Annotated in this window: 18 protein-coding genes; 5 read left to right on the top strand and 13 right to left on the bottom strand. The window is 74.2% G+C overall.

Annotated elements, in window-relative coordinates; translation table 11 throughout:
- The first annotated feature begins 93 nt into the window (after positions 1 to 93).
- Positions 94 to 1,644 (top strand): FAD-dependent oxidoreductase, encoded by a 1,551-nt coding sequence (locus tag ACIPXM_RS06590; protein ID WP_401652690.1) that lies wholly within the window; start codon positions 94 to 96, stop codon positions 1,642 to 1,644.
- Here ACIPXM_RS06590 and ACIPXM_RS06585 read toward each other — a convergent pair.
- Positions 1,599 to 2,750, bottom strand: a complete 1,152-nt coding sequence (locus ACIPXM_RS06585; protein ID WP_401652688.1) for a CobW family GTP-binding protein — start codon at positions 2,748 to 2,750, stop codon at positions 1,599 to 1,601. The genes ACIPXM_RS06590 and ACIPXM_RS06585 overlap by 46 nt on opposite strands.
- 224 nt (positions 2,751 to 2,974) lie before the next feature.
- On the opposite strand from ACIPXM_RS06585, the gene ACIPXM_RS06580 reads away from it, so the two are divergent.
- Positions 2,975 to 4,645, top strand: a complete 1,671-nt coding sequence (locus ACIPXM_RS06580) for an ATP-binding protein (RefSeq protein WP_401652686.1) — start codon at positions 2,975 to 2,977, stop codon at positions 4,643 to 4,645.
- A gap of 26 nt (positions 4,646 to 4,671) precedes the next feature.
- Complete coding sequence (locus ACIPXM_RS06575) at positions 4,672 to 5,373, top strand: response regulator (RefSeq protein ID WP_401653646.1); 702 nt, start codon at positions 4,672 to 4,674, stop codon at positions 5,371 to 5,373.
- A gap of 45 nt (positions 5,374 to 5,418) precedes the next feature.
- On the opposite strand, the gene ACIPXM_RS06570 is transcribed toward ACIPXM_RS06575, so the two are convergent.
- From ACIPXM_RS06570 to ACIPXM_RS06560, 3 genes are all read right to left on the bottom strand, one after another.
- Entirely contained in the window at positions 5,419 to 7,011 is a 1,593-nt protein-coding gene (locus tag ACIPXM_RS06570) for a cation acetate symporter (protein WP_401652684.1), read from the bottom strand.
- Entirely contained in the window at positions 7,008 to 7,424 is a 417-nt protein-coding gene (locus tag ACIPXM_RS06565) for a DUF485 domain-containing protein (RefSeq protein WP_401652683.1), read from the bottom strand. The genes ACIPXM_RS06570 and ACIPXM_RS06565 overlap by 4 nt, the downstream gene beginning before the upstream one ends.
- A 208-nt stretch (positions 7,425 to 7,632) precedes the next feature.
- Complete coding sequence (locus ACIPXM_RS06560; protein WP_401652681.1) at positions 7,633 to 9,750, bottom strand: type IIA DNA topoisomerase subunit B; 2,118 nt, start codon at positions 9,748 to 9,750, stop codon at positions 7,633 to 7,635.
- Positions 9,751 to 10,182: 432 nt separating this feature from the next.
- On the opposite strand from ACIPXM_RS06560, the gene ACIPXM_RS06555 reads away from it, so the two are divergent.
- On the top strand, positions 10,183 to 10,413 hold the full coding sequence (locus tag ACIPXM_RS06555; protein WP_401652680.1) for a hypothetical protein: 231 nt from the start codon (positions 10,183 to 10,185) through the stop codon (positions 10,411 to 10,413).
- A 209-nt stretch (positions 10,414 to 10,622) separates the two neighbouring features.
- Here the strand turns inward: ACIPXM_RS06555 and ACIPXM_RS06550 are convergent, their stop codons facing one another.
- From ACIPXM_RS06550 to ACIPXM_RS06515, 8 genes are all read right to left on the bottom strand, one after another.
- Positions 10,623 to 11,441 carry a serine protease gene (locus ACIPXM_RS06550; protein ID WP_401652678.1) on the bottom strand — a complete coding sequence of 273 codons (819 nt, stop codon included), beginning with the start codon at positions 11,439 to 11,441 and terminating at the stop codon, positions 10,623 to 10,625.
- 166 nt (positions 11,442 to 11,607) lie between these two features.
- Positions 11,608 to 13,149 (bottom strand): RNA polymerase sigma factor, encoded by a 1,542-nt coding sequence (locus ACIPXM_RS06545; RefSeq protein WP_401652677.1) that lies wholly within the window; start codon positions 13,147 to 13,149, stop codon positions 11,608 to 11,610.
- A gap of 385 nt (positions 13,150 to 13,534) precedes the next feature.
- Positions 13,535 to 14,473 (bottom strand): FadR/GntR family transcriptional regulator, encoded by a 939-nt coding sequence (locus ACIPXM_RS06540; protein ID WP_401652675.1) that lies wholly within the window; start codon positions 14,471 to 14,473, stop codon positions 13,535 to 13,537.
- 106 nt (positions 14,474 to 14,579) lie between these two features.
- Positions 14,580 to 16,385 carry an ATP-binding cassette domain-containing protein gene (locus ACIPXM_RS06535; protein ID WP_401652673.1) on the bottom strand — a complete coding sequence of 602 codons (1,806 nt, stop codon included), beginning with the start codon at positions 16,383 to 16,385 and terminating at the stop codon, positions 14,580 to 14,582.
- Between the two features lie 120 nt (positions 16,386 to 16,505).
- Positions 16,506 to 17,276 (bottom strand): NUDIX domain-containing protein, encoded by a 771-nt coding sequence (locus ACIPXM_RS06530; RefSeq protein ID WP_401652671.1) that lies wholly within the window; start codon positions 17,274 to 17,276, stop codon positions 16,506 to 16,508.
- A 95-nt stretch (positions 17,277 to 17,371) separates the two neighbouring features.
- Positions 17,372 to 19,411 carry a glycogen debranching N-terminal domain-containing protein gene (locus ACIPXM_RS06525; protein ID WP_401652669.1) on the bottom strand — a complete coding sequence of 680 codons (2,040 nt, stop codon included), beginning with the start codon at positions 19,409 to 19,411 and terminating at the stop codon, positions 17,372 to 17,374.
- A gap of 244 nt (positions 19,412 to 19,655) precedes the next feature.
- The gene (locus tag ACIPXM_RS06520) at positions 19,656 to 21,098 is read right to left on the bottom strand and encodes a DUF4192 domain-containing protein (RefSeq protein WP_401652667.1); all 1,443 of its coding nucleotides are present in this window, start codon (positions 21,096 to 21,098) and stop codon (positions 19,656 to 19,658) included.
- A gap of 194 nt (positions 21,099 to 21,292) precedes the next feature.
- The gene (locus ACIPXM_RS06515) at positions 21,293 to 23,452 is read right to left on the bottom strand and encodes a DEAD/DEAH box helicase (RefSeq protein ID WP_401652665.1); all 2,160 of its coding nucleotides are present in this window, start codon (positions 23,450 to 23,452) and stop codon (positions 21,293 to 21,295) included.
- Between the two features lie 306 nt (positions 23,453 to 23,758).
- Between ACIPXM_RS06515 and ACIPXM_RS06510 the strand changes: the two genes are divergently transcribed.
- The gene (locus ACIPXM_RS06510) at positions 23,759 to 24,385 is read left to right on the top strand and encodes a hypothetical protein (RefSeq protein ID WP_401652663.1); all 627 of its coding nucleotides are present in this window, start codon (positions 23,759 to 23,761) and stop codon (positions 24,383 to 24,385) included.
- A gap of 117 nt (positions 24,386 to 24,502) precedes the next feature.
- On the opposite strand, the gene ACIPXM_RS06505 is transcribed toward ACIPXM_RS06510, so the two are convergent.
- The gene (locus ACIPXM_RS06505; protein ID WP_401652661.1) at positions 24,503 to 25,165 is read right to left on the bottom strand and encodes a hypothetical protein; all 663 of its coding nucleotides are present in this window, start codon (positions 25,163 to 25,165) and stop codon (positions 24,503 to 24,505) included.
- Positions 25,166 to 25,258 lie beyond the last annotated feature (93 nt).

Raw genomic sequence — 25,258 nt, 5'->3', positions numbered from 1 at the left:
GGCCACCGTATCCCCTTGACAACTTAACAGCGTTCAGCGGATGCTCCGGAGGTCGGAACTTAACAGCGTTAAGGACTTCGGAGGAGACACATCATGAGCACGGAACCGACCACGGGCACGGAGACCGGTACGGGCGCCGGTACGGGCACGGACACGGAGGTCGTGATCGTGGGGGCGGGCCCGACCGGCCTCACGCTCGCCGTCGACCTCGCCCGCCGGGGCGTCCGCGCCCTGCTCGTCGAGCGCGGCGACCGGCTGTTCCCCGGCTCCCGCGGCAAGGGGGTGCAGCCGCGCAGCCAGGAGGTCCTGGACGACCTCGGGGTGCTGCCCGCGTTCCGGGCGGCGGGGACCCCGTACCCGCGGATGCTCAACCACCTGGGCGCCGAGGTGCAGGGCGAGTGGGACATGCTGGAGCGGGTCGCGCCGACCGAGCCGGCCCCGTACGCCGAGCCGCTGCTCGTCCCGCAGTCCCGCACCCAGGAGCTGCTGCACGCCCGGCTGCGCGAGGTCGGCGGCGAGGTCCGCTTCGGCACCACGCTCACCGGCTTCCGGCAGACCGCGGACGGCGTGACGGTGGAACTGTCCTGCGGCGGGGCCGCCGAGACGGTACGGGCGGCCTATCTGGTCGCGTGCGACGGCGGGCGCTCGACGGTGCGCCGGGCGCTCGGCATCGGCATGACCGGCGAGACCGTCGACCCGCACCCGATGCTCGTCGCCGACGTCCGGATCGCCCCGTCGGCGGCCGGGCCGCACGCCCGGCTGCACCGGGACAACTGGCACATGTGGCCGCAGGCACCCGGCGGCGGCGTGGGACTGTGCCCGCTGCCGGGCGGTGACCTGTTCCAGCTGGTCGCCGGTTTCGCGGACGAGCGGGCCACGGTGGACACCTCGCCGGAGGCGGTACGGGACCTCCTCACCGCCCGGACCCCACTCACCGCGGCCGATGTCGTCGAGGTCGTGTGGGCCTCGGACTTCCGGGCCCGGGCCGCGATGGCGGACCGCTTCAGGGACGGCCGGGTGTTCCTGGCGGGCGACGCCGCCCATGTGCACTCCCCGGCGGGCGGCCAGGGCCTCAACACCGGCCTCCAGGACGCCTACAACCTCGGCTGGAAGCTCGGCCGGGTGCTGCGGCACGGCGCCCCCGCCGCACTGCTCGACAGCTACGAGGCCGAACGGCTGCCCGTCGCCGCCGCTGTGCTCGGCCTGAGCACCCGCATCCACCGGGCGGCAGCCGCGGGCGCGCGGACCCGGCGCGGCGCCACGGAGCGCCAGCTCGGCCTCGGCTACCGGGACTCCGCGCTCGCCGTGGAGACCCGCACCGGCCTGGCCGAGGACGCGCTGCGGGCCGGTGACCGGGCGCCGGACGGCCGGTACGCCGAGGGACGCCTCTTCGACCTGTTCCGCGGCCCGCGACCGGTCCTGCTCGCGGTCGGCGTCCCGCTGCCCGAGCGGCCGCAGGCCCCGGCCGAGCAGCTGCCCACCGGCCGGCTCACCGCGTACGAGCCCTACGGCACCGGCCTCTTCCTGATCCGCCCCGACGGCTACGTCGGCTGGGCGGGCCGGAGCGCCGAAGGCGTGGGCCCGGAGTCCCTCACGGCCTACCTGGCGGCGCTGGGCACGTCGGCACCGGTCCCCGCCCCCTGAGCGGTGGGGTCCTCCGTCTCCTCCGGGGCGTCCTCGGAGCGCGGGACGTAGCGCAGCACGCCCCACATCGCGGTCTCGTCGGGAACGTCGGCCGAGCCGTCGAGCTCGCAGCCGGACAGCTCCTCGCGCAGCCCGGCCGCGTCGACGCCGGAGCCGATGAGGACGAGCTGGGTGAGCCGTTCCGCGCCGGGCGCCCACGGCTCGGGGTAGAAGCGCAGGAAGCGGCCGACGGCGTGCACGGTGTAGCGGTGGTCCGGGTCGGCGGCGCCGAAGTCGACGAAGCCCTTGATCCGGTAGAGGCCCTCGGGGCGGCTGTCCAGGAAGGTCATCAGCCGGCGCGGGTGCAGCGGTACGGACGCGGTCAGCGAGACGGTCTCGTAGGCGGCGTGCGGGTGGGCGTGCGCGCCGTGGCCGTGCCCCGCCACGCCCTCCCCGTCTGGGTGTGGGTCGGCGTCGGGGCCGTACAGGATGTCCTCGATGGACATCTGGCCCTCGATCTCGCCCTCGGGCACCACCCGGTCGAAGAGCAGCTCGGGGTCGACCCGGCCGTGCGCGGCCGTCACCACGGCGGCGCGCGGGGCGAGCGCGGTGACCTCGTCCCGTACCGCCGTGAGGTCCCCGGCCGGCACCCGGTCGGCCTTGTTGACGACGACCAGGTCGGCGGCGGCGAGGTGGCGGTCGGTCTCGGGGTGCCGGGTGCGGGTGGCGGTGAACTCGGCGGCGTCGACCACCTCGACGAGTCCGCCGTACACGATCCGCTCGTTGTCGCTGGCGAGCACCATCCGGACCAGTTCCTGCGGCTCGGCGAGGCCGCTGGCCTCGATCACGATCACGTCCAGACGCAGCTCGGGGCGGGTCAGCACCTCCAGATAGGTGTCGAGCTCGCTCGCGTCGACGGCGCAGCACAGGCAGCCGTTGCCGAGCGAGACGGTGGAGCCGACCTGTCCGGCCACCGTCATGGCGTCGATGCCGATGTCGCCGAAGTCGTTGACCATGACGCCGATCCGGGTGCCCCGCGCGCTGCGCAGCAGATGGTTGAGCAGGGTGGTCTTGCCCGCCCCGAGAAACCCGGCGAGGACGACGACGGGGATCTGCTGCCTGGTCACGGGTGCTGCCTCCGGGGCCTTCGGTACGGCGATGGCGAAGCCCCCAGGATAGGCAGCGCCGCCCGGGGAGCCGGGCGGCGGCGGCCCGGAGCCGGACGGCGTGCGGGCCCGCACGGCACGACGGGGGGGGGACGGCGGACGGGGCCGGGAGTCCCAGGTGGCGGCCGCCGCGCCGGGCCGGGGCCGTTTCCGCTCGGCGGCCCCGTCCCCGTACCGTTTCCGCCATGAGCCCCGCTTCCCCCTCCCCCGCGCGGCCATCCGTCCGCCGGCGCGGGTTCGGGTGGCCGCGGCGGATGTTCTCGCAGGTCCTGCTGATGCAGCTGGCCGTCGCGACCGGGGTCACGGTGCTCGCCACCGGCCTGTTCCTGGCCCCGCTCAGCGCCCAGCTCGACGATCAGGCGATGCGCCGCGCCCTGGCCATCGCGCAGACCGCGGCCGCCCCGGGGGTCGCCGCGGACCTGGCCGCCACCCGCCCGTCCGCGACCGGCCCCGTGCAGGCCGAGGCGGAACGGATCCGGCGCTCGACGGGTGCCGAGTACGTGGTGGTGATGGACGTACGGGGCATCCGCTGGTCCCACACCGACCCGGCGCAGATCGGCCGCCGGGTCTCCACCGACCCCAGCGCCGCGCTGGCCGGGCAGGACGTGATGGAGATCGACAGCGGCACCCTGGGGCGCTCCGCGCGCGGCAAGGCACCGCTGCGGGACGCGCGCGGCGCGATCGTCGGCGCGGTGTCGGTCGGCATCGAGTACGACAGCGTGCGGGACCGGCTGGTGGCCGCGATCCCCGGCCTGCTGCGCTACGCGGGCGGCGCGCTCGCGGCGGGCGCGCTGGCCGCCTATCTGATCTCCCGCAGGCTCCAACGGCAGACCCACGACCTGGCCTTCTCCGACATCTCCGCGCTGCTCGCCGAGCGCGAGGCGATGCTCCACGGCATCCGCGAAGGGGTCGTCGCCCTCGACGGCGGCGGCCGGATCCGGCTCCTGAACGACGAGGCGCAGCGGCTGCTCGCACTCGGCCCCGAGGCCACCGGGCTGCCCCTTGAAGACGTGCTCGGACCGGGCAGGACCGCCGACGTGCTGTCCGGGCGGGTCGACGGCCGCGATCTGGTCACCGTGCGGGGCAGCCGGGTGCTCATCGCCAACCGGATGCCGACCCACGACGGCGGCGCGGTGGCCACCCTGCGCGACCGCACCGAACTGGAGCGGCTCGGCCGCGAGCTGGACTCCACGCGCGGGCTGATCGACGCGCTGCGGGCCCAGGACCACGAGCACGCCAACCACATGCACACCCTGCTGGGCCTGCTCGAACTGGAAATGTACGAGGACGCGGCCGAGTTCGTGACCGAGGTGGTCGGGGTGCACCGGGCCACCGCCGAGCAGGTCACCGAGAAGGTCCACGACCCGCTGGTCGCCGCGCTCCTGGTGGGCAAGGCCACGGTCGCCGCCGAGCGCGGTGTCTCGCTGCGGATCGCCCCCGGCTCGCTGCTCCCGGACCGGCTGGTCGACCCGCGCGAACTCGTCACGGTGGTCGGCAACCTCGTCGACAACGCCCTGGACGCCGCCTCCGGCAGCCCCCACGCGCGCGTGGAGGTCGAACTGCGGGCCGAGGGCGGCACGGTGGTCCTGAAGGTCACCGACAGCGGCCCGGGGGTGCCCGAGCCGCGCCGCGAGCTGATCTTCACGGACGGCTGGACCACCAAGGAGCCCCCGGCGCACGGGAAGCGCGGGCTCGGCCTGCCGCTGGTCCGGCGGCTCGCGGAGCGGCGCGGCGGCACCGCCCGGGTCGGCGGCGGCGCCGAAGGAGGCGCCGAGTTCACGGTCGTCCTGCCGGACGCGCTGAGCGAGCCGGACGGCCCGCCGCCCGCGCCCGTCCCGGCGGGGGCGGACCGATGACCGGCGGGAGCGCCGCGAGCGGGCCGGTGATCGGGGTCCTGGTCGTGGACGACGACCCCAGGGTGGCGAAGATCAACGCCGCGTACGTGACCAAGATGCCCGGCTTCGCGGTGACCGGCGTCGCCCACTCGGCGGCCGGGGCGCTCGCCGAGGTGGCGCGGCTCGCCGCGGCCGGTACCCCGGCGGAGCTGCTGCTGCTCGACCACTACCTCCCCGACGGCAACGGTCTGGCGGTGGTACGGGAGGTGCGCGCCCTCGGCCACCCGTGCGACGTGATCATGGTGACGGCTGCCCGGGACGTGGCGACCGTGCAGGCGGCGATGCGCCATGGGGCGCTGCAGTACCTGGTGAAACCGTTCAGCTTCGCCGGGCTGCGGGCCAAACTGGAGGCGTACGCGGCGCTGCGCCGCACCCTGGACGGCGGCGGCGAGGCCGAACAGGCCGAGGTGGACCGGATCTTCAGGGCGCTCTCGGCCGGTGCGGCCGTCCCCGAACTGCCCAAGGGTCACTCCCCCACCACGGCCGAACTGGTCCGGCAGGTGCTGCTCGCGGCGGACGGCCCGCTGTCGGCGCAGGAGATCGCCGAGCGCTCCGGGGTGAGCCGGCAGACCGCCCAGCGCTATCTGAAGCTCCTGGAGCGCACCGGCCGGGTGCGGCTCTCGCTGAAGTACGGCGAGACGGGCCGCCCGGAGCACCGGTACGCGTGGGCCGCCTCGGCCACCCGCTGACGGTCCCCGACCACCCTCTGGCCCCTCCCGGAGTCCCGGGCGCCCTCAGACCGCTCCCGCGCCCGTCAGGGCCCGTACCTCGGTCTCCGCGTGCCGGGCCTCGTCCGGCGGTTCCGGGGAGGTCAGGGTGCCCAGCCAGCCCGCCAGGAAGCCCAGCGGGATGGAGACGAGGCCGGGGTTCTGCAGCGGGAACAGCTGGAGGTCGACGCCGGGGAACAGCGACTCGGGGCTGCCGGAGACCACCGGCGACACCACGACGAGCAGGACGGCCGGGACCAGCCCGCCGTACACCGACCAGACCGCGCCCCGGGTGGTGAACCGGCGCCAGAACAGCGAGTAGAGCAGCACCGGGAGGTTTGCGGAGGCGGCGACGGCAAAGGCGAGGCCGACCAGGAAGGCCACGTTGAGGTCGCGGGCGAGCAGCCCGAGGCCGATCGCGGCGACGCCGATCCCGGCGGCGGCGAGGCGGGCGACGGTCACCTCGCTGTGCTGCTTGGCGTGCTTGCGGCGCAGCGAGGCGTACAGGTCGTGGGCGACGGAGGCGGAGGAGGCCAGGGTGATCCCGGCGACCACGGCGAGGATGGTGGCGAACGCGACGGCCGCGACCACCGCGAACAGCACGGTGCCGCCGGTGGATCCGGCGCCGCCGCCGAGGTCGAGGGCGAGCAGCGGCACGGCGGTGTTCCCGGCGCTGCTGGAGGCGCGGACGGCGTCGCTGCCGACCAGCGCGGCGGCGCCGAAGCCGAGCACGATGGTCATCAGGTAGAAGCTGCCGATGAGGCCGATGGACCAGACGACCGAGCGGCGGGCGGCGCGGGCGGTGGGCACCGTGTAGAAGCGGGACAGGATGTGCGGGAGTCCTGCGGTGCCGAGGACGAGCGCGAGGCCGAGGCTGACGAAGTCGACCCGGGAGGTCCAGTCGCCGCCGTAGCGCAGCCCGGGGGCGAGGAAGTCCCGGCCGTGGCCGCTGCGTTCGGCGGCGGTGGTCAGGAGCCGGTCGACGTCGAAGTGGAAGCGGACCAGGACGAGCACGGTGAGGGTGATCGTCCCGGCCATCAGCAGGACGGCCTTCACGATCTGGATCCAGGTGGTGGCGCGCATCCCGCCGAGCGACACGTACACGACCATCAGGGCGCCGACGCCGATCACCGTCCAGGCCCGGGCGGCCTCGCTGGTGCGCTCGAGCAGCAGGGCGACCAGACTGCCCGCGCCGACCATCTGGGCGACCAGATAGAGCACGGAGACGGTGACGGAGGAGGCTCCGGCAGCGATCCTGACCGGGCGCTCGGCCATCCGGGAGGCGACGACGTCGGCGAGGGTGAAGCGGCCGCAGTTGCGGACGAGTTCGGCGACGAGCAGGAGCACCACAAGCCAGGCGACGAGGAAGCCGACCGAGTAGAGCATGCCGTCGTAGCCGAAGAGGGCGATGAGGCCGGAGATGCCGAGGAAGGAGGCGGCGGACATGTAGTCGCCCGCGATGGCGAACCCGTTCTCCAGCGGTGAGAAGAGCCGCCCCCCGGCGTAGAACTCCTCGGCGGAGCCGTGCCGGTTGCGGCCGACCCAGGTGGTGATGCCGAGGGTGACCGCGATGAACGCGCTGAACAGCAGCAGCGAGAGGGTCTGGTGGTCGTCGGTCATCGCCGTGCCCCCCGGGTCATCTCCTGGGTGTCCCAGCGCAGTTCGAGGGCGGCCCGGTCCCGGCGCAGCCGGGCGTGCCGGGCGTAGGCCCAGGTGAGCAGGAACGTGGTGGCGAACTGGGCGAGTCCGGCGAGCATGGCGACGTTGACCGCGCCGACGACGGGGCGGGCCATCAGGCCGGGGGCGGCGGTGGCGGCGACGACATAGGCCAGGTACCAGAGGAAGAACGCGAGCGCGGCCGGGAAGACGAAGCGGCGGTAGCGGCGGCGCACCTCCTGGAAGGCGGGGCTGCGCTGCACCTCCAGATAGATGTCGGCGGCGCTGGGCGCGGTGCTCTGCTGGCGGGGTACGGCGCCGAGCGCGGGCGTCAGGGTGCCCTGGGGTGCGGGGTCACGCCCTTCGTGCTTCTCCACCGGTGAACTCTCCTTGTCAGCGAACCGTTTCGGCCGCGTGCCCAAGGATGGACAGAGGGGGTGGATCCCGGACTCTTCTCCCGCTCTCGTTCACCCCATCAGGTGACGTTGGCGCCGGTACGCCCGACCGGCCCGTCCGACAGTCGTATCGGACTGCGGCGGGCCGGCCGGGGTGGTGCGGGAGCTGGGGCTCGGGAGCGGACGGGGCTCAGGCGTCGATGCGCGAGCGGTCCAGGGTGGCGGCGGAGCTGGTGATGAACTCCTTGCGGGGCGCCACGTCGTTGCCCATGAGGAGGTCGAAGACCGTCTCGGCCGCCTCCAGGTCGCCGATGTTGATCCGGCGCAGGGTGCGGTGGCGCGGGTCCATGGTGGTCTCCGCCAGCTGGTCCGCGTCCATCTCGCCGAGGCCCTTGTAGCGCTGGATGGCGTCCTTGTAGCGGATGCCCTTGCGCTGGAACTCGAGCAGGGTCTGGCGCAGCTCGCCGTCCGAGTACGTGTACACGTACTTGTCCTGGCCCTTCTTGGGCTGGACCAGCTCGACCCGGTGCAGCGGCGGGACGGCGGCGAAGACCCGGCCCTGCTCGACCATGGGACGCATGTAGCGCTGGAACAGGGTGAGCAGCAGGGTGCGGATGTGGGAGCCGTCGACGTCGGCGTCGGTCATCATGATGACCTTTCCGTACCGCGCGGCGTCGATGTCGAAGGTGCGGCCGGAGCCCGCTCCTATGACCTGGATGATGGCGCCGCACTCGGCGTTCTTCAGCATGTCCGAGACGGACGACTTCTGGACGTTGAGGATCTTGCCGCGGATCGGCAGCAGGGCCTGGAACTCGCTGTTGCGGGCGAGCTTGGCGGTGCCGAGGGCGGAGTCCCCCTCGACGATGAAGAGCTCGCTGCGCTCGACGTCGTCGCTGCGGCAGTCGGCGAGCTTGGCGGGCAGCGAGGAGGACTCCAGGGCGGTCTTCCTGCGCTGGGCGTCCTTGTGCTGGCGGGCCGCGATCCGGGTGCGGGCGGCGGCGACGGCCTTCTCCAGGACGGCGCGGGCCTGGGCCTTGGCGTCGCGCTTGGTGGAGGTCAGGAAGTCCTTGAGCTCGCGGGCGACCACGGTGGCGACGATCCGGCGGGCCGCGGAGGTGCCGAGCACCTCCTTTGTCTGGCCCTCGAACTGCGGCTCGGCGAGGCGCACGGTGACGACGGCGGTCAGGCCCTCCAGGGCGTCGTCCTTGACGATGTCGTCCTCGGCGACGCGCAGCAGCTTCGCGGAGCGCAGCACCTCGTTGACCGTCTTGGTGATGGCCTGCTCGAAGCCGGAGACGTGGGTGCCGCCCTTGGGGGTGGCGATGATGTTCACGAAGGAGCGGACGGTGGCGTCGTAGCCGGTGCCCCAGCGCAGTGCCACGTCGACGCCGAGCTCACGGGTGACCTCGGTCGGGGTCATGTGGCCGCGGTCGTCGAGGACCGGGACGGTCTCCTTGAAGGTGCCGGTGCCGGTGAGCCGCAGCACGTCGCAGACGGCCTTGTCCTGGGCGAGGTACTCGCAGAACTCGCTGATGCCGCCGTCGAAGCGGAACGTCTCCTCGCTCTTGCCGACGCCGGCCAGATCGCGCTCGTCGCTGACGACGATCGTGAGGCCGGGCACCAGGAAGGCGGTCTGCCGGGCGCGCTGGTGCAGCGTCTCCAGGTTGAGCTTGGCGTCCTTGAGGAAGATCTGGCGGTCGGCCCAGTAGCGGATGCGGGTGCCGGTGCGGGTCTTCGGAACCCTCTTGCCCTTGAGCAGGCTGCCGGAAGGGTCGAAGGGGCTGTCGGGGCCCTGCTCGGTGAACATGCCGGGGACGCCGCGGCGGAAGCTGATCGCGTGGGTGGCCCCGTCGCGGTCGACCTCGACGTCGAGGCGGGCCGACAGCGCGTTCACCACGGAGGCGCCGACTCCGTGCAGACCGCCGGAGGCGGCGTAGGAGCCGCCGCCGAACTTTCCGCCGGCGTGCAGCTTGGTCATGACGACCTCGACGCCGGACAGGCCGGTCTTGGGCTCGATGTCGACGGGGATCCCGCGCCCGTTGTCCCGGACCTCGACGGACCCGTCGTCGTGGAGGACCACGTCGATGTGGTCGCAGTAGCCGCCCAGGGCCTCGTCGACGGAGTTGTCGATGATCTCCCAGAGGCAGTGCATCAGGCCACGGCTGTCGGTCGACCCGATGTACATACCGGGGCGCTTGCGGACGGCTTCGAGCCCCTCGAGGACGAGCAGGTGCCGCGCGGTGTAGTTGGAACCGTCACGGTCTGCGGTCAGCAGCGCACTGGACGGCACGGACGTCTCGGCGGTCACGCGGTTCGCTCCTCGCTGAATTTGAAATCTGGCCCCGTGGGGTAAGGCCCGGCGTCGGTCACCGGTCAGAGGGTACCGATGCCTGGTAGAGCCGTTGTCACGCCACCCACCTGAATCTTCATGCTAGTCCAGAGTCGCATGAATGTTCGATCCCTCGTTGGGGTGACGCGAACATCACGTTCCCTTCCAGGCATGAACCATTTAGGCTCCGGGCACGTCCTCATGAACAACCGGCAACCCGCCGGGAGGGCACGACCACACACAGCAATGCGAAACCCGTAGAGCGAAGCAATACGGCTCATTCGCCGCCAACCGGCAGCAGACAGCCACCTTGGGAAAAAGTTTCGAGGAAAAGCCACGAGCGGGAACGTTTTCGGCCTGGTTGGATGTTGACCCTGGTACGACAGCTCGTCGAGCTAGAGAAGAGGCGACGTGACTACTGTTCTGACCCCCGCGAGCCCCCTGACGGCCGCTGACCGCTGCGACCGCTGCGGCGCCCAGGCGTACGTGCGCGTCGTCCTGGTGAGCGGCGGTGACTTGCTCTTCTGCGCCCACCACGGGCGGAAGTTCGAGCCGGAACTCAAGAAGATCGCCGCAGAGATACAGGACGAGACGGACCGGCTCAGCACCACGCCGGCCCCCGCAGCGGACGACGAGCGCTGACGCCTCGCAATCCCGACGAGCCACGGGCCGGTCCCTGACGACCGGCCGACGGGCGGCCACCCCCGCGGTTGAAGGGGGGTGGCCGCCCGTTCTCGTACCGTGACGACCCGGTGACAACCCGTCACTTCATGAGTGCTCCGGGTGCCAGCCGACGCTCGACGGCCCGGAATCCGCAGCCCGTACGGCCCCGAGCCCGGCGACCGTACGGCTCAGAGGCGGTCGGGCAGCACCGCCGGGACCCGGGTGTACACCCCGGGGTTCTCCGCCTGCCCGCAGCCGCTCCCCCAGGACACCAGCCCGATCAGCCGCCCCCGGGCCACCAGCGGCCCGCCGCTGTCCCCCTGGCAGGCGTCCTTGCCGCCCCGTGGATCGCCCGCGCACAGCATGGTGTCGCCCCGGTAGGAGACCCCGAAGCCGCCCGGGTAGGCGCGCTCGCAGGACGCGTCCGGCAGCACCTGGACCCGCGCGGAGCGCAGCGAGCTCGCGTACGTGCCGTTGCCGGTCGTGTCGCCCCAGCCGTACACCTCCGCCGGGGTGCCCGGCGCGAGCGCCGGGTCGTCCCGGCCGGCCACCTGGATCACGTACGACGCCGGGAGCGCCTTCTCCAGGGTGAGCACGGCGAGGTCGTGGGAGTTGGCCGCCGGGTCGTAGTCCGGATGGATCCGGCTGTCGGAGATCCGGATCTCCTGCCCGCCCTGCCCGCGCAGCGCGCCACGGCCCGCGATCACCTTGAAGTCGGCGAGCTGCCAGGGCTCGCCGCCGAGCACGTCACGGGCCAGGCAGTGGGCCGCCGTGAGGACCTTGGTGGGGGCCACCAGGGCTCCGCCGCAGAACTGCCCCGCTCTGGTACGCCCGAACCGGTCACGGCTCGACAGCGCCACCACCCAGGGCGCCTCGGCGATCCGGGCGGGCTGACCGCCGACCACGACGCTGTCGGCGACCGCGGGGGGTGCGGTGCCGAGGGGTGCCGCCGCGGCCGCGAGCAGCCCCAGGGCACCGGTCCATGCTCGGGCGATGGGACGACGCATGAAGCCTCCTGACTCTCCGGTGATGTCCGTTCACCCAGAGTCGGGCAGCGGATCGCCCCACGCACCCGCTCAGCCACCCGAACATGCCGAAGGGCCCGGCCCCACGAGGGGGAACCGGGCCCTTCGGCATGTCCCGCGTCTCGCGACGCGGCCTCGACCGGTCGGATCAGTCGAGGTAGTCGCGCAGGACCTGCGAACGCGACGGGTGGCGCAGCTTCGACATGGTCTTGGACTCGATCTGACGGATGCGCTCACGCGTCACGCCGTAGACCTTGCCGATCTCGTCGAGCGTCTTCGGCTGACCGTCGGTGAGGCCGAAGCGCATGGAGACGACGCCCGCCTCACGCTCGGAGAGCGTGTCGAGGACGGAGTGCAGCTGCTCCTGGAGGAGCGTGAAGCTGACCGCGTCGGCCGGGACGACCGCCTCGGAGTCCTCGATGAGGTCACCGAACTCGCTGTCGCCGTCCTCGCCGAGCGGGGTGTGCAGCGAGATGGGCTCACGGCCGTACTTCTGGACCTCGATGACCTTCTCGGGGGTCATGTCGAGTTCCTTGGCCAGCTCCTCCGGGGTGGGCTCGCGGCCCAGGTCCTGGAGCATCTGGCGCTGCACACGGGCGAGCTTGTTGATGACCTCGACCATGTGCACCGGGATACGGATGGTGCGGGCCTGGTCGGCCATGGCGCGGGTGATCGCCTGACGGATCCACCAGGTGGCGTACGTGGAGAACTTGTAGCCCTTGGTGTAGTCGAACTTCTCGACCGCGCGGATCAGACCGAGGTTGCCCTCCTGGATCAGGTCCAGGAAGAGCATGCCGCGGCCGGTGTAGCGCTTGGCCAGCGAGACCACCAGACGGAGGTTGGCCTCCAGGAGGTGGTTCTTGGCGCGTCGGCCGTCCTCGGCGATGATCTCCAGCTCGCGCTTGAGCTTCGGCGCGATCTTGTCGGAGTTCGCCAGCTTGTCCTCGGCGAACAGACCGGCCTCGATGCGCTTGGCGAGCTCGACCTCCTGCTCGGCGTTGAGCAGCGGGACCTTGCCGATCTGCTTGAGGTAGTCCTTGACCGGGTCGGCGGTGGCACCGGCGACGGCGACCTGCTGGGCGGGAGCGTCGTCCTCGTCCTCGTCGGACAGGACAAAGCCCTTGTTCTCGCCCTCGGTCTCCTCCTCGTCCTTGCCCGGCGCGGCGTCCTCGAGCAGCTCCTCGCCCTCGAGGATCTCCTCGTCGTCCTTCTTCGCCGCCGTCTTCTTGGCGGCGGTCTTCTTCACGGCGGCCTTCTTGGCCACCGTCTTCTTGGCGGCGACCTTCTTGGCCGCGGCCTTCTTGGCAGGCGAGCCGGCCTCGTCGGCCGGGTCCGCGCTCTCGGCCGCCGGGGCCGTGGAAGCCGCGACGGTCTTCGTCACGGTCGTCCTGGCGGTGACGGTCTTGGTGGCGGTGCGCTTGGCCGGGCTCTTCGCGGCGACGCTCTTGCGGGCGCGCTTCGGCGACTCCGCTGCACTGACCATCAGCGTCACACCCTCTTCCTCGAGGATCTGATTGAGGCTGCGCAGAACATTCTTCCACTGGGTTGGCGGAATCTGGTCAGCCTCGAAGGCCCGACGCACGTCATCGCCGGCGATCTGCCCATCAGCCTTTCCCCGCTCGATGAGCGCCATCACAGACTCGGACTCGGCGATCTCCGGCGGGAGCGTACGGGATGTGCTGGCCGACACGAACAACCTCTCGGAACGATGGAAAACGGCTTCCGGCCCCGCCCTGGATCAGGCTGGAGCCGACGACCGTCGGCCGGGAATGTGCCGACGGCGCGGGCTGGGCCGGGGAACTGCACAGCACCGTGAACGGCTGCTGTATTCCTTCCCCTGCTGTCACCTCTTAGGTCATCGCGCGGCTTCGAGGAGTGTTACGCCCAATCCGCGTGGCCCGAGTCACACCTCATTTACCCCGAATCCGCCACGAAACGCCCGGAACGCCTGGTGATCGCATGATCGCGTGCCGCCAGACCCTGGCGCCCCCGGGGACGAAACCGCCCCCGGGCTCCACTCGGATCCGGCGGCACGCGACGCGTGCGGCACGGCGTCCCCGCCCACGGCGGGCGGATCAGTTCCCGCGGGGCGCGGGCACGACGCGCTCCACCTCGGGGTGCGGGGTCAGCAGCTGGCGCATGGCGGTCTCGGCCCCGAGGGCGTCCCCGGCGGCGAGCGCGTCGACGATCCGGCCGTGGTGCGTGAGGCAGCTCTCGCTCGGCCGGTCGCAGCTCGTGATGGGCGCGCCGGAGACCTGGAGGGCGGCGGCGACGATGCCGGAGAGGTGCTCCAGCATCCGGTTCCCGGCGAGCTGGATGAGCAGGGCGTGGAACTCGGCGTCGGCGCGCGAGAAGGTGATGCCGTCGCCCTGGGCGTAGGCGTGGCTCATGATCTCGACCATGTCGGACAGGCGCTGCTGGATGTCCTCGCGGCCGTGTCCCGCGGCGAGCCGGGCGGCCAGCGGCTCGATGGTCCAGCGCAGCTCGTTGAGCTCGCGGCGCTGGTCGTCGCGCTGGGGGCCGAAGGCGCGCCACTCGATGATGTCGGGATCGAGCAGGTTCCAGTCGCTGACCGGACGGACCCGGGTGCCGACGTTGGGGCGGGCGCTGACCAGGCCCTTGGCCTCCAGCACGCGGAGCGACTCGCGGACCACGGTGCGCGAGACCTCGAAGCGCTGGCCGATCTCCTCGGGGACGAGGGGGCGGTCGGCGCCGAGATCGCCGGAGACGATCATCTGGCCGAGCTGCTGGACGAGCTGGCCGTGCAGGCCGCGGCCGCGGCTGCCGGCGGCCCTGCGGCCGACCCGGCCGAGCTCGTCCGTGGCGTCCCACGCGGGCGGGCCGACGCGGTCGGCTCCTGGCGCCTCCGCGTAGGGGTAGCGGTCGAGATCGCCCGGGGCGCCGAGGCCGGACTCGACGGGGCGGGCGGCGGTCATCATCGTGTGCGCAAGGGTACTCACGCATCCTTTGTCGGCGTGCCTCACGTGCCCCTTGAGGTCTTTGGTGAAAAGCACACGAAAGGGTGATCGGCACCCCCTGGGCAATTGACGATTTATCGGACATTGCGGGCAATTTTCAAGGGAGTTGCCCGAGAAGCGAAACTTTTCGATCAGAAGTTGATCACCAACGGGCGCTACGGTGACGGCCGGTGAGCACATAGGCGCAGAGCAGGACCGTCAACGTCAGGGTCAGAGCCACCCCCACGGGCTGTCCGATCACCCGCAACACCCCCAGCACCCAGCGGTCGGCGGCCGACGCCCACTCCACCCGGGCGAACTCCCGCAGCCGGGCCGGGAGTCCGTCGACCGACCGGCGCCCCGCCCCGGCCAGCAGTTTTCGCAGTGGCGGGGCGAGGACCACGGGTACGGCGAGGACCGCGGCGATCCCGGCGGCCGCGGCCCGGAACACCCCGGCGCCCAGCAGCCCGGCCCAGCCGCAGCCGATCACCAGACCGAACCAATTCGCGCACAGAGTGGGCCAGTTCGGCGGTACGGGGATCGCGTCGGCGCCGTAGACGAAGCGCAGCACCGTCAGGTCGGCGGCCACCACCAGGGCGGCGAGCAGCGCGGCGGTGGCTGCCGTGACCGCGAGCTTGGCGAGCAGCAGGCCGAGGCGGCGCGGGACGGCGCCGCGGCCGGTGGTGAGCGCCGGGTAGCGGTACTCCTCGCCGAACGAGAAGGCGCCGAGCAGTCCCGCCCCGAGCGCGGCGGGCGGCAGCGGGGAGAGCCCGGGCCAGCCGGCCAGCAGCGCGGGCGGCGGGACGCGCCCGCCGCGGGCGAGCAGCACGGCGACGACCGCGGACACCAGCAGCACGCCCGCGGCGACCAGCGGGGTGGCGGGCACCCCGAGCAGCCGCCGGAGTTCGTAGCGCAGCGGGCGGAGCGGGGCGCGGTGGGGCGCGCGGTGCGAGCGGGGCGGCTGGGTCGGGCGGGGTGGGCGGGGCTGTCGGGACGGGCGCGGTGAGCCGGTGCCGGCCGGAACGGCGGAGGCGGGGGCCCCGGTGGCACCCCGGCCGACGGTGGCACCGCTCACCTCCTCACCCGCCTCCTCCCCCGTCCCGTCGCCTGTCTCGACGGCGAGCCGGTGGACGAGCACCCCGTGCCGGAAGGCGCTCTCGCCGACGCTGGCGCAGTCGCTGCCGTACACCGAGAGCCGGTTGCCGCCTTCGGTGACCACCTCGACCGGGCGGCGGGCAGCGCGGGACTCCTGGGTGAGGACGGCGGCGAGCCGGGCGGCGTGCGGGGTGCGGACGGCGACCCGGGGGCGCAGCCGGGTGCGGGCGAACTCCTGGGCGTCCTGGTCGGCGACGAGCCGTCCGCCGTCGAGGGCGACGACGTGGTCGGCGTTGCGGGCGGCGTCCTTGGCGTCGGCGGTGGTGTAGAGGACGGTGCCGCCCTCGGCGGCGTGGGTGCGCAGGAGTTCATGGAGCCAGCCGCTCTCGCGGCCGGAGAGTCCGGCGGCCGGTTCGTCGAGGAGCAGGGTGTGCGGGTCGCCCAACAGGGCGGAGGCGAGGCCGAGTCGGCGGTCCATGCCGCGCGGGAGGGTGCCGATCCGCTGGTGCTCGACGCCCGCGAGGCCGACCGCCCGGATCAGGTCGTCGGCGCGGGCTCCGGGCACCCCGGCGGCGGCGCTCAGCATCCGCAGCTGGCCGCGCAGGGTGCGCGCGGGATGGCCCGGTACGTCGCCGAGGAGCACCCCGACCTCGCGGGCGGGGTGGGCGACGCGGTGCAGCGGGCGGCCCCGGAAGTAGGTGATGCCACGGCCCGGTTCGAGCTGGAGCATGAGGCGCAGGGCGGTGGTCTTGCCCGCGCCCGCCGGGCCGAGCAGGGCGGTCACGGTGCCGGGACGGGCCTCGAAGGTGAGGTCGTCGACGGCGGGCGGGCGGTCCTGTCGGGGGGTGCTGGTGAGTCCGATGGCCTGGAGCATCGCTTCTCTCGCGGGTAGGAATGACCGCTCCGCGGCAGGGCGGCTGTTCCAGCAAGATAACGCCACATTTCGGACTTTTCGCGCAGGGTTGGCGGCTCGGGGCGGCCCCGCGACCGCGCCTCAGACCTCCGGCCGGAGCATCGGCGGGTTCAACAGCGTGGCCCCACCGGCCCGGAACAGCTGCGCGGGGCGCCCGCCCTGACGGGTCGTGGTCCCGCCCGCCGGAACCAGGAAGCCGGGCGTGCCGGTCACCTTGCGATGGAAGTTGCGCGGGTCGAGCGCCACTCCCCACACCGCCTCGTACACCCGGCGCAGCTCGCCGACCGTGAACTCCGGCGGGCAGAACGCGGTGGCCAGCGACGAGTACTCGATCTTGGAACGGGCCCGCTCCACCCCGTCGGAGAGGATCCGGGTGTGGTCGAAGGCGAGCGCCACCGACGGCTCCTCGTCCCGCTCCGCCGCGTCGTCCCGCTCCATCAGCTCCTCCACCGGGGCCCAGCGGGCGCTGTTCGCGTCCCCGCCCGCCCGTGGCGCGGGCAGATCGGGCGCGAGCGCCAGATGCGCCACGCTCACCACCCGCATCCGGGGATCGCGCTCCGGCGCCCCGTAGGTGGCGAGCTGCTCCAGGTGCGCGCCGTGCCCCGGTACGGGCTCCGCCGCACCCGGATCCTGCGCGCACAGCCCGGTCTCCTCGACCAGTTCCCGCGCGGCGGCGGCGTCCAGGTCCTCGTCCGCCCGTACGAACCCGCCCGGCAGCGCCCAGCGTCCCTGGAACGGCGCCTCCCCCCGTTTCACCACGAGGGCGCACAGGGCGTGGCGCCGCACGGTGAGCACGACCAGGTCGACGGTGACAGCGAAGGGCGGAAAGGCCGACGGGTCGTAGGGAGGCATGCCGCGATCATAGTCGTCTTCCTGACGATAAACACGCCCCGCGGAAGGATCCACCTCCACTTCTTCGGGTCCGCGCCCGGCACCGCGCGAAGCGGTCAGACCCCCAGCTGGAGCCCGGCCGCCGCCTCCTCCACCATCCCGAGACCGAGCCGCCCGACCCGCGCGGCGAAGGGCTCGCCCGCGACGAGCAGCCCGGACAGCCGGAGTTCGCCGAGCGGGGCCGAACGCAGCGGATGCAGCGCGACCGTACGGGCGGGGGCGTCCGGACGGATGCCGAGGGCGGCGGTCAGCAGCTGGATCCCGGCCGCGGCGGCGACGGCCGCCGGGCGGCAGGCCGCCGGGTGCGGCACCGGCGGGGCACCGGCCGTCCGGCGCTCCCCCGCGTACATCTCGGGCAACCGGTGCCCGAACGCCTCCGCCGCGTCCAGGGCGCCGCGCAGCAGCCCGGCCGCCTCGGACTCGTGCCCGCCGGCGGCGAGGCCCGCGACGGCGACGGCCGTCTCATGTGTCCGCACCGCGCCCGACCGGTGCCCGAACGGGTTGTACCCGGGCTCCTTCTCACCGAGCCCGCGCAGCCCCCAGCCGGAGTCGAGCGCCGGGGCGGCGAGCAGCCGGGCCACCCGCTCGGCGCGGGCCTTGTCGAGCAGCCCGGGGGCCTGCCGGCCGCCGCCGGTGAGCCCGGTGTCCAGGAGGTGCGCCGCCCAGCCGCCCAGTTGGGGCAGCGGCCGCCCGTCCGGGGTGAGGGCGAGCAGCGGACGGCCACCGGACGGGTCCTCCTGCCAGAACCGGGCCCGGAACCGCTCCCGCAGCGCCCGCGCCCACTCCCGCCACGCGTCGCCGCCGGGCCGCCCGCAGGCGTCGAGCAGGTCGGCGCCCAGCTCGGCCGCGCGGTGCGCGTGCGCCTGGGTCTCGGCCCTGGCGGGCCCGGCGGGCCACGGGTCCGGCACGAAGCCCTGCTCGTCCAGGGCGCCGCGCAGCCAGCCGAGACAGCGCTCGGCCGCGGGCAGCAGATCGGCGAGGTCCTGCTCGGGCAGCCCCCAGCGCCATGCCTCGGCGAGCACCGCGGGAAACCCGAGGGTGGCCTCGACCCCGGTGCAGCGGGGCGGCAGCAGCGGTCCCGCGTCCCGGAGCGGTCCGGGGATCCGCCCGGCCCCGGGCCCCGGGCCGCCGAGCTGGGTACGGGCCAGGGCCCGCAGGGTGGTGGCGGCGAGCCGGGTGCCGAGCGGGAGGGCCATCCGGGCGGCCCAGAGCGCCTCGGCGGTGACGGGGCCGCAGCGCCAGGGCACTCCGGCGGCGAGGTGAACGTCGGTGGGGTGGGCGGGGTCCCGCTGAAGCAGGGCCCGCAGGTCGTCGAGTGCGGCCCGCAGCAGCGGGCCGGGTCTCGGGTCGTCGCCCTCGGCGGCGGCGTCGGCGAGGAGGTGCCCGCCGGGGCGGCCCGCTCCGGGCGGCTGGGCCCGCCCGGAGCGCTCGGCGCGCACCCGGAGGGTGAGGACGAAGGGCGTGCCCGCGGCCGGTTCGGCGTCCCAGCGGAGCACTCCGGCCGCGGCCAGCGATTCGCTGGGCGGCGGGTCGGCGGCCACGCTGACGGCGGCGCCGTCGGGGGCGGTCCAGCGCAGTCCGGTGCCGTGGACGCTGGCGGGGAGGTCGGGGCCCGGCCGCCCGGCCGCCACCGCGCCCAGGTCCGCGAGATCCGTGCCCAGAGCGAGCTCCACCGTGAGCCGGGCCGGGCGCGGGGCGGAGCTGCGCAGGGTGATCCGCTCGGTCCCGTCGGCGTCGCGGACCCGTTCGACGACGAGGCTCGGATCGGGCCCGAGGTCCCCGGGCGCCCGCAGGACGCCCAGGAACTCGGCCCGGTCGGCGGCCGGGAGGTGGGCGCGCAGCGGGGCGGGTTCGCGTCCGGCGACCCGGAGGACGCTGCGGGCGAGCAGTCTGCGTCCGGTGAGGAAGACGCCTTCGAGGCCGGTGCCGGTGAGCTGGCCGTGGCGGGGGCTGACGGTGAGGGCGGGCAGGGCGACACCGACGAGGGCGTCGTGCACGGCGGGCGGCTCACCGGCCCTGACGGCCCCGGTGCCCGGTCCGGGGTGGTGCGGGTGACCGGCGGTGGGTCCGGGGGCCTTGGCGGTGCTGGGGGCCATGACGGGTGTACGGCGCTCTCTGTTCGGTCCTGGCGGCCGGGCCGGACCCGCACCGGACCGCGCTCGGGTCCGCGCGGGCGGCCCCGGCGGTCCGCGGATCCGGACGGGCGACGACGGCGGCCCGGGTTCAGCGGGGCCGCCACAGGACTGAACGCGCCCACGGGCGGCGGGGTCACGGCCGGGCCGGGTCTCGTCGTGTTCACGACCGTCTCCTGTCCGGAAGCCGTCCCGGCGGCCGCCTGGTTCACGCCCCGCTCCTGGTACCGCGCCGCCCGGTCCGCCGCGTCGTGGCCCGCCGGGTGACCGGCCTGACCGGCCGCGCGGCGGCCCGCAGGGTGGCGCGCCGGGTGCGGCGCCGCTGCCGGACCGGGGTGGCGGCCAGCGGGCCGGTTCCGGGCGCCACCACGCCGGGACCGGAGCCCGGGTCCGTACCGCCTTCGGTGTCGTCGTCGGGGCCGCCGTCGAGATCGAGGACGGCATCCGGGCCGAAGCCGTCGCCGTCCTCGGCGCGGGCCAGCCGTGCGTCGCGCTCGCCGCGCAGGCATTCGCGCAACGCTTCGGGGTCCAGGCCCTCGTTGCACGCCTGGTGCAGCAGCCGGGCGAACAGGTAGTCGGGGTCGGCTTCGAGGGCGAGGCCGAGGGCGACCCGGGCCGACGGTTCGTCACCGGTGGACCAGGCGACCCAGCCGGCCAGGGTCAACGGCGCCGCCGCGTACTCCTGGTAGGGCGGGACGCAGCGGCGGGCCAGGGCGCGCCAGAGCCGGAGGGCGGGGGTCGCCTCGGGTCCTTCCATCCATTCGGCGGCCTGGTCGCGGGTGTCGCGGTCCTGGAGGCCGAGGATCAGGGTGGCGGCCTCGTCGGCGGTGAGCAGGTCGTCGTCCCTGGCGTCCGAGGCGGCGGGGCCCTGGAACGGTGGCAGGGCGGCCCGAGCGGGCAGGTCGGGTGCGGCGGCGAAGCGGCCGAGCAGGCGCCGGACGAGGCCGAGGGTGGTCTCCCTGGTCTCCAGGCGGCCGAGGCCGCGGGCGGGCGCGTCCAGGATCCGCGGCACGATCACCGCCGCCGCCTCGTTCAGCGCGGCCCGCTGGGGCGCGTCCGCCGCTCCCGCCGGGGGCCGCAGCCGCGCCTCCATGTCCTTGAGGGTGCCGCGGACCTGGATGCCCGCGTAGGCCGCGGAGGCGGCCATCACCGAGGTGCCGGAGAGGGAGAGCGGGGTGCCCTCGGGCGGGCAGCAGCGGGGATCGGGGCAGCAGTAGGAGAAGTAGCGGCCGTCGGAGATGCAGAGGGCTTCGAGGACCGGGATGTCGTGCGCGCCGCAGGCGGTGCGCAGCCGCTGGGCGAAGGGGCGCAGCCGCTCCATCACCCGTTGCCCGCTCTCGCCGGGGCGGGGCTCCTGGCAGAGGAAGACGACGATGGCGTCGGGCCGGTCCTCGCGTCGGCTCACGCCGTCGACCAGGCAGTCCGCCAAGTGCTCGGCGATGGCGGGCCATTCGCGCGGGGACCGGGGGATGCCGACCCTGACCCGGCCGCCGAAGCGGCCGCGCTCGCCGTGCAGCGAGACGAGGACGACGGAGTCGCTCGGGTGGAAGCCGAGCATGAACGGCAGTGCGTCGGCGAGCTCGGCCGGGCCGCGCAGGGTGATCTGCTGGGCCGTGGTGGAGCTGTGGGATTCATGGCGGTTCGTGTTCATGGTCACGACGGTCCCGCGATCTCCCCGATCGCGAAACCCCTGTGGATAACTCCCGGTTGACCCGGTTCGGGAGTTGTCCACAGGCCGAACGGGATGTCCGCCCCGCGTGCTTTCCTGGCGGGTGCGGCACGGGCGCGGCGTGGGTACGACGCGGGTGCGCCGCGCCCCGTCGGCCCTGCCGTCCGACCGGCGGCTCAGCCCGCCGCGGCGAGCACCAGCGGGAGCACCGGGCCGCTGCCCGCGCGGCGCAGCAGGCGGGCGGCGACGGCGAGGGTCCAGCCGGAGTCGGTGGAGTCGTCGATGAGCAGGACCGGGCCCGGCCGGTCCTGGAGGGCGGCCAGCAGGTCGTCGGGGACGGTGAAGGCGCCGGAGAGGGCGCGCAGCCGCTGCGCGGAGTTGCTGCGGCGGGCCGCGTGGGCGCCGTCGGGGGTCGCGTACGCCAGAGTGCCGAGGAAGGGCAGGCGGCCGATGCTCGCGATGCCCTGGGCGAGGGAGCCGACCAGCTGCGGGCGGGTGAGCGAGGGCAGGGCGACGACGCCGACCGGGCGGTCGAGGGCGTCGGGACCGCCGGAGGCCCAGCCGCCCTGGGCTCGGGCCCAGTCGGCGAGGACCGCGACGGCGGCGCGCAGCACCTCGTCGGGGACCGGAGCGTCCGGGGCCTGCTCGGCGAGCAGCGGGCGCAGCCGGTTGCCCCAGCCGATGTCGGAGAGGCGGCCGAGGGCGCGGCCCGGGGAGCACTGCTCGCCCGCCGGGATACGGCCCTTGAGGTCGACGCCCAGGGCGGGCATGCCGGTGGGCCACATGCGGCGCGGCTCGATCTCGACGCCCGGGCGGTCCAGCTCCTTGGCCGCGGTGGTCAGGGTCTCGGCGGAGACGGCGGAATCGGCCCACGGGCCCGCGCAGTTGTCGCAGCGGCCGCAGGGCACGGCGCCCTCGTCGTCGAGCTGGCGGCGCAGGAACTCCATCCGGCAGCCGGTTCCGGTCACGTAGTCGCGCATGGCCTGCTGCTCGGCGGCCCGCTGTCGGGCCACCCACGCGTACCGCTCGGCGTCGTAGACCCAGGGCTGGCCGGTGGCGGTCCAGCCGCCCTTGACGCGCTGGACGGCGCCGTCGACGTCGAGGACCTTGAGCATGGTCTCCAGGCGGCTGCGCCGCAGGTCGACGGCGGCTTCGAGGGCGGGCACCGACAGCGGCCGGCCCGCTTCGGCGAGGGCGGCGAGAGTCTGCCGCACCTGCTCCTCGGGCGGGAAGGCGGTGTCGGCGAAGTAGCGCCAGATCGCCTCGTCCTCCTTGCCGGGCAGCAGCAGCACGTCGGCGTGGTCGACGCCGCGGCCCGCGCGGCCGACCTGCTGGTAGTAGGCGATCGGGGAGGAGGGCGAGCCGAGGTGCAGCACGAAGCCGAGGTCGGGCTTGTCGAAGCCCATGCCGAGGGCGGAGGTGGCGATGAGCGCCTTCACCCGGTTCCCGAGCAGGTCGGCCTCGGCCTGCAGCCGGTCGGCGTTCTCGGTGCGGCCGGTGTAGGAGGCGACGGCGAAACCGCGCTGGCGGAGATAGGCGGTGGCCTCCTCGGCGGCCGCCACGGTCAGGGTGTAGACGATGCCGGAGCCCGGCAGCTCGTCGAGGTGCTCGGCCAGCCAGGCCAGCCGGTGCGCGGCGTCGGGCAGGCGCACCACGCCGAGCCGCAGGCTCTCCCGCTCCAGGGTGCCGCGCAACACCAGGGCCTCTCCCGCCCCGGTGCCGAGCTGTTCGGCCACGTCGGCGGTGACCCGGGAGTTGGCGGTGGCGGTCGTGGCGAGCACCGGGACGCCCGGGCGCAGGTCGGCGAGCATCGAACGCAGCCGCCGGTAGTCCGGGCGGAAGTCGTGGCCCCAGTCGGAGATGCAGTGGGCCTCGTCGACCACGAGGAGTCCGGTGGTGGCGGCCAGCTCGGGCAGCATCCGCTCCCGGAAGTCGACGGAGTTCAGCCGCTCGGGGCTGACCAGCAGGACGTCGGTCTCGCCGCGCTCGACCTCCTCGTGGATGGCGTCCCACTCCTCCGGGTTGGCGGAGTTGATCGTGCGGGCCCGGATCCCGGCCCGCTCGGCGGCCTCCACCTGGTTGCGCATGAGGGCGAGCAGCGGGGAGACGATCACCGTGGGACCGGCGCCGCGGCGCCGCAGCAGGGCGGTGGCCACGAAGTAGACGGCGGACTTGCCCCAGCCGGTGCGCTGCACCACCAGGGCCCGGCGCCGCTCCTCGACCAGGGCGAAGACCGCCTGCCACTGGTCCTCGCGCAGTCGCGCGGAGCCTCCGGGGTCGCCGACCAGCTCGGCGAGAACGGTGTCGGCTTCGGTGCGCAGGTCCAGGGTGTCCATGGGTCCCATGCAACCCGATGCCACTGACAATCGGCCACTTCGCCCCCTTCACGCACCTCCCTGAGCCCGCACACACTGTCCGGGGGCAAAACAGAGCGTGAACAATGGGTAACTGGGCAGGGATATGACAGGCATACCGGTCGATTCCAGTCAGCGGCGCCATTTGCTCGTTGCCGCCCGCGCTCGGGCCAGGGAACAATTGGGCATCCACCCCGCACGCCCCGACGTGGTCCTTCGACCGCGCCGTCGTGCACCCCTCGTCCCACCCCCGGCCCGCCCAGCGGGCGCGTATCCGAAGGGAGGATCGTGACCCTCGGATTCGCTCCGTCCGGACCCGCTCCGGTCAAGTCGTCGTCCGGGTCCGCCAGCCGCCTCGCTCGGATGCTCGAACCGGCCGAGTGGAGCGCGGCCGGGATCCCGCTGCTGCGCAATCCCCGCGATGTCGTCAGTGGTCTGCACTCCCGGCACCGGCCGACGCCCGCGACCGCCGTCGTCGCCGTCCTCGACCACGAGGAGCGGCTCACGGCGAGCGCGTCGTTCACCCGCCGCCCCACCCTTGCGGACGGCTGGGAATTCCGCAACGCCCTGCTCGCCCATCTGCGCCGGGTCGTCCCGCACGATCTGCGCCGCCGCACCCCGGTCCGCACGGCGGTGCTGCTCTACTGCCGGGACGGCGACGAGCGCTGGACCGAGGAGGACGGCGCCTGGATGTGGGGGCTCCGTGACGCCTGCACCCTGCACGGGCTGCGCTGCGGGGCGTACATCACGCTGACCGGCGGCGGCTGGCAGGTGCTCGGGGAGGGCCGGGGCGGGCGCAGGCCCAGTTCCGACTCGATACCGGCGCCGCTGGGCGAGGACCCGGTGCTCGACCGGCTGATGCCGCGCAGCGCGAGCGGCGCCCCCGAGGCCCTACGCCGGGCCGCCGCGCGCTGAGCGCGCCCCGCGCCCGGGGCGCGGACGGCGGCCCGCCGGGCGGCCCCGAGCCGGGAAACACGTCCGCCCGGCCGCCACGAGGACGGCCGGGGAGCGCGAAACGACCGGACGGACCGGTCAGACTCCGGCGCCGAGCGCGCCGTTGACCCGCTGCTGGTCACCGCAGACGATCAGCAGGGCGGTCGCCTTGCCGAGCGCCTCCGGAAGGCGCCGGGCCAGTTCGGCGTCGTCGCCGCCGTTCACGGCGACGACCACGACCGGGCGGGCGACGGCACGGTCCAGAGCGGTGACGTCCGCGAAGAACACGTCCTCGCGGGCGTCGAGCTGGGCCCAGTAGGCGGCTTCACCGAAGGACAGCTCGTGCGCCGCCCAGGGGTGCTGCTCGCCGGTGGTCAGGACCAGCACGTCGCCGGGGGCGCGGCCGGTCTCCAGGAGCAGGTCCACCGCTTCCTCGGCGGCGTCGACGGCACCGTCGGCGGGCGCGGGGATCAGTTGGACCTGCGGTCGGGCGGCCTGGCCTGAGCCAGCGCCGGAACGATTCTCCGCAGGGTCGGCGGAAGCCGGTCCCGCGGAAGGGGCGGCCGGTACGGCCACGGGCGGGCGCGGCACCGGCGGTGCGGGCCTGGCCGGGCCGGGGCCGGGACGACCGGGGCGCGGCGAGGACGCGGTGCGCGGGCCGGGTACGGGTCGAGGGGTCGGCACGGGGCGGCCGGCGGCCGCGGTCGCGCGGGGACCCTGGGCACTCTCGTGAATCTGAGGCTCCTCGGGGATGAGAGGCATGGGTGGTTGTCTATCAAACGCCGTCGCACCGGGCTCGGGCGGGTGGGCGCACAGGCGCGCCCCGGCTACCGGCACAGCTCTGCGGACAGGCTT

The organism is Streptomyces sp. NPDC090025 (assembly GCF_044748125.1).
In the GTDB taxonomy this organism is placed as follows: Bacteria; Actinomycetota; Actinomycetes; order Streptomycetales; family Streptomycetaceae; genus Streptomyces.
The sequence above is the reverse complement of the archived record's forward strand: the minus strand, read 5'-3'. Positions and strand labels throughout refer to the sequence as shown.

Coding starts and splice junctions, on each gene's coding strand:
- ACIPXM_RS06535 (WP_401652673.1), bottom strand. CDS start 16,385: ATGCTCCAGGCCATCGGACTCACCAGCACCCCCCGACAGGACCGCCCG.
- ACIPXM_RS06515 (WP_401652665.1), bottom strand. CDS start 23,452: ATGGACACCCTGGACCTGCGCACCGAAGCCGACACCGTTCTCGCCGAG.
- ACIPXM_RS06505 (WP_401652661.1), bottom strand. CDS start 25,165: ATGCCTCTCATCCCCGAGGAGCCTCAGATTCACGAGAGTGCCCAGGGT.
- ACIPXM_RS06580 (WP_401652686.1), top strand. CDS start 2,975: ATGAGCCCCGCTTCCCCCTCCCCCGCGCGGCCATCCGTCCGCCGGCGC.
- ACIPXM_RS06530 (WP_401652671.1), bottom strand. CDS start 17,276: ATGCCTCCCTACGACCCGTCGGCCTTTCCGCCCTTCGCTGTCACCGTC.
- ACIPXM_RS06550 (WP_401652678.1), bottom strand. CDS start 11,441: ATGCGTCGTCCCATCGCCCGAGCATGGACCGGTGCCCTGGGGCTGCTC.
- ACIPXM_RS06525 (WP_401652669.1), bottom strand. CDS start 19,411: ATGGCCCCCAGCACCGCCAAGGCCCCCGGACCCACCGCCGGTCACCCG.
- ACIPXM_RS06570 (WP_401652684.1), bottom strand. CDS start 7,011: ATGACCGACGACCACCAGACCCTCTCGCTGCTGCTGTTCAGCGCGTTC.
- ACIPXM_RS06590 (WP_401652690.1), top strand. CDS start 94: ATGAGCACGGAACCGACCACGGGCACGGAGACCGGTACGGGCGCCGGT.
- ACIPXM_RS06520 (WP_401652667.1), bottom strand. CDS start 21,098: ATGAACACGAACCGCCATGAATCCCACAGCTCCACCACGGCCCAGCAG.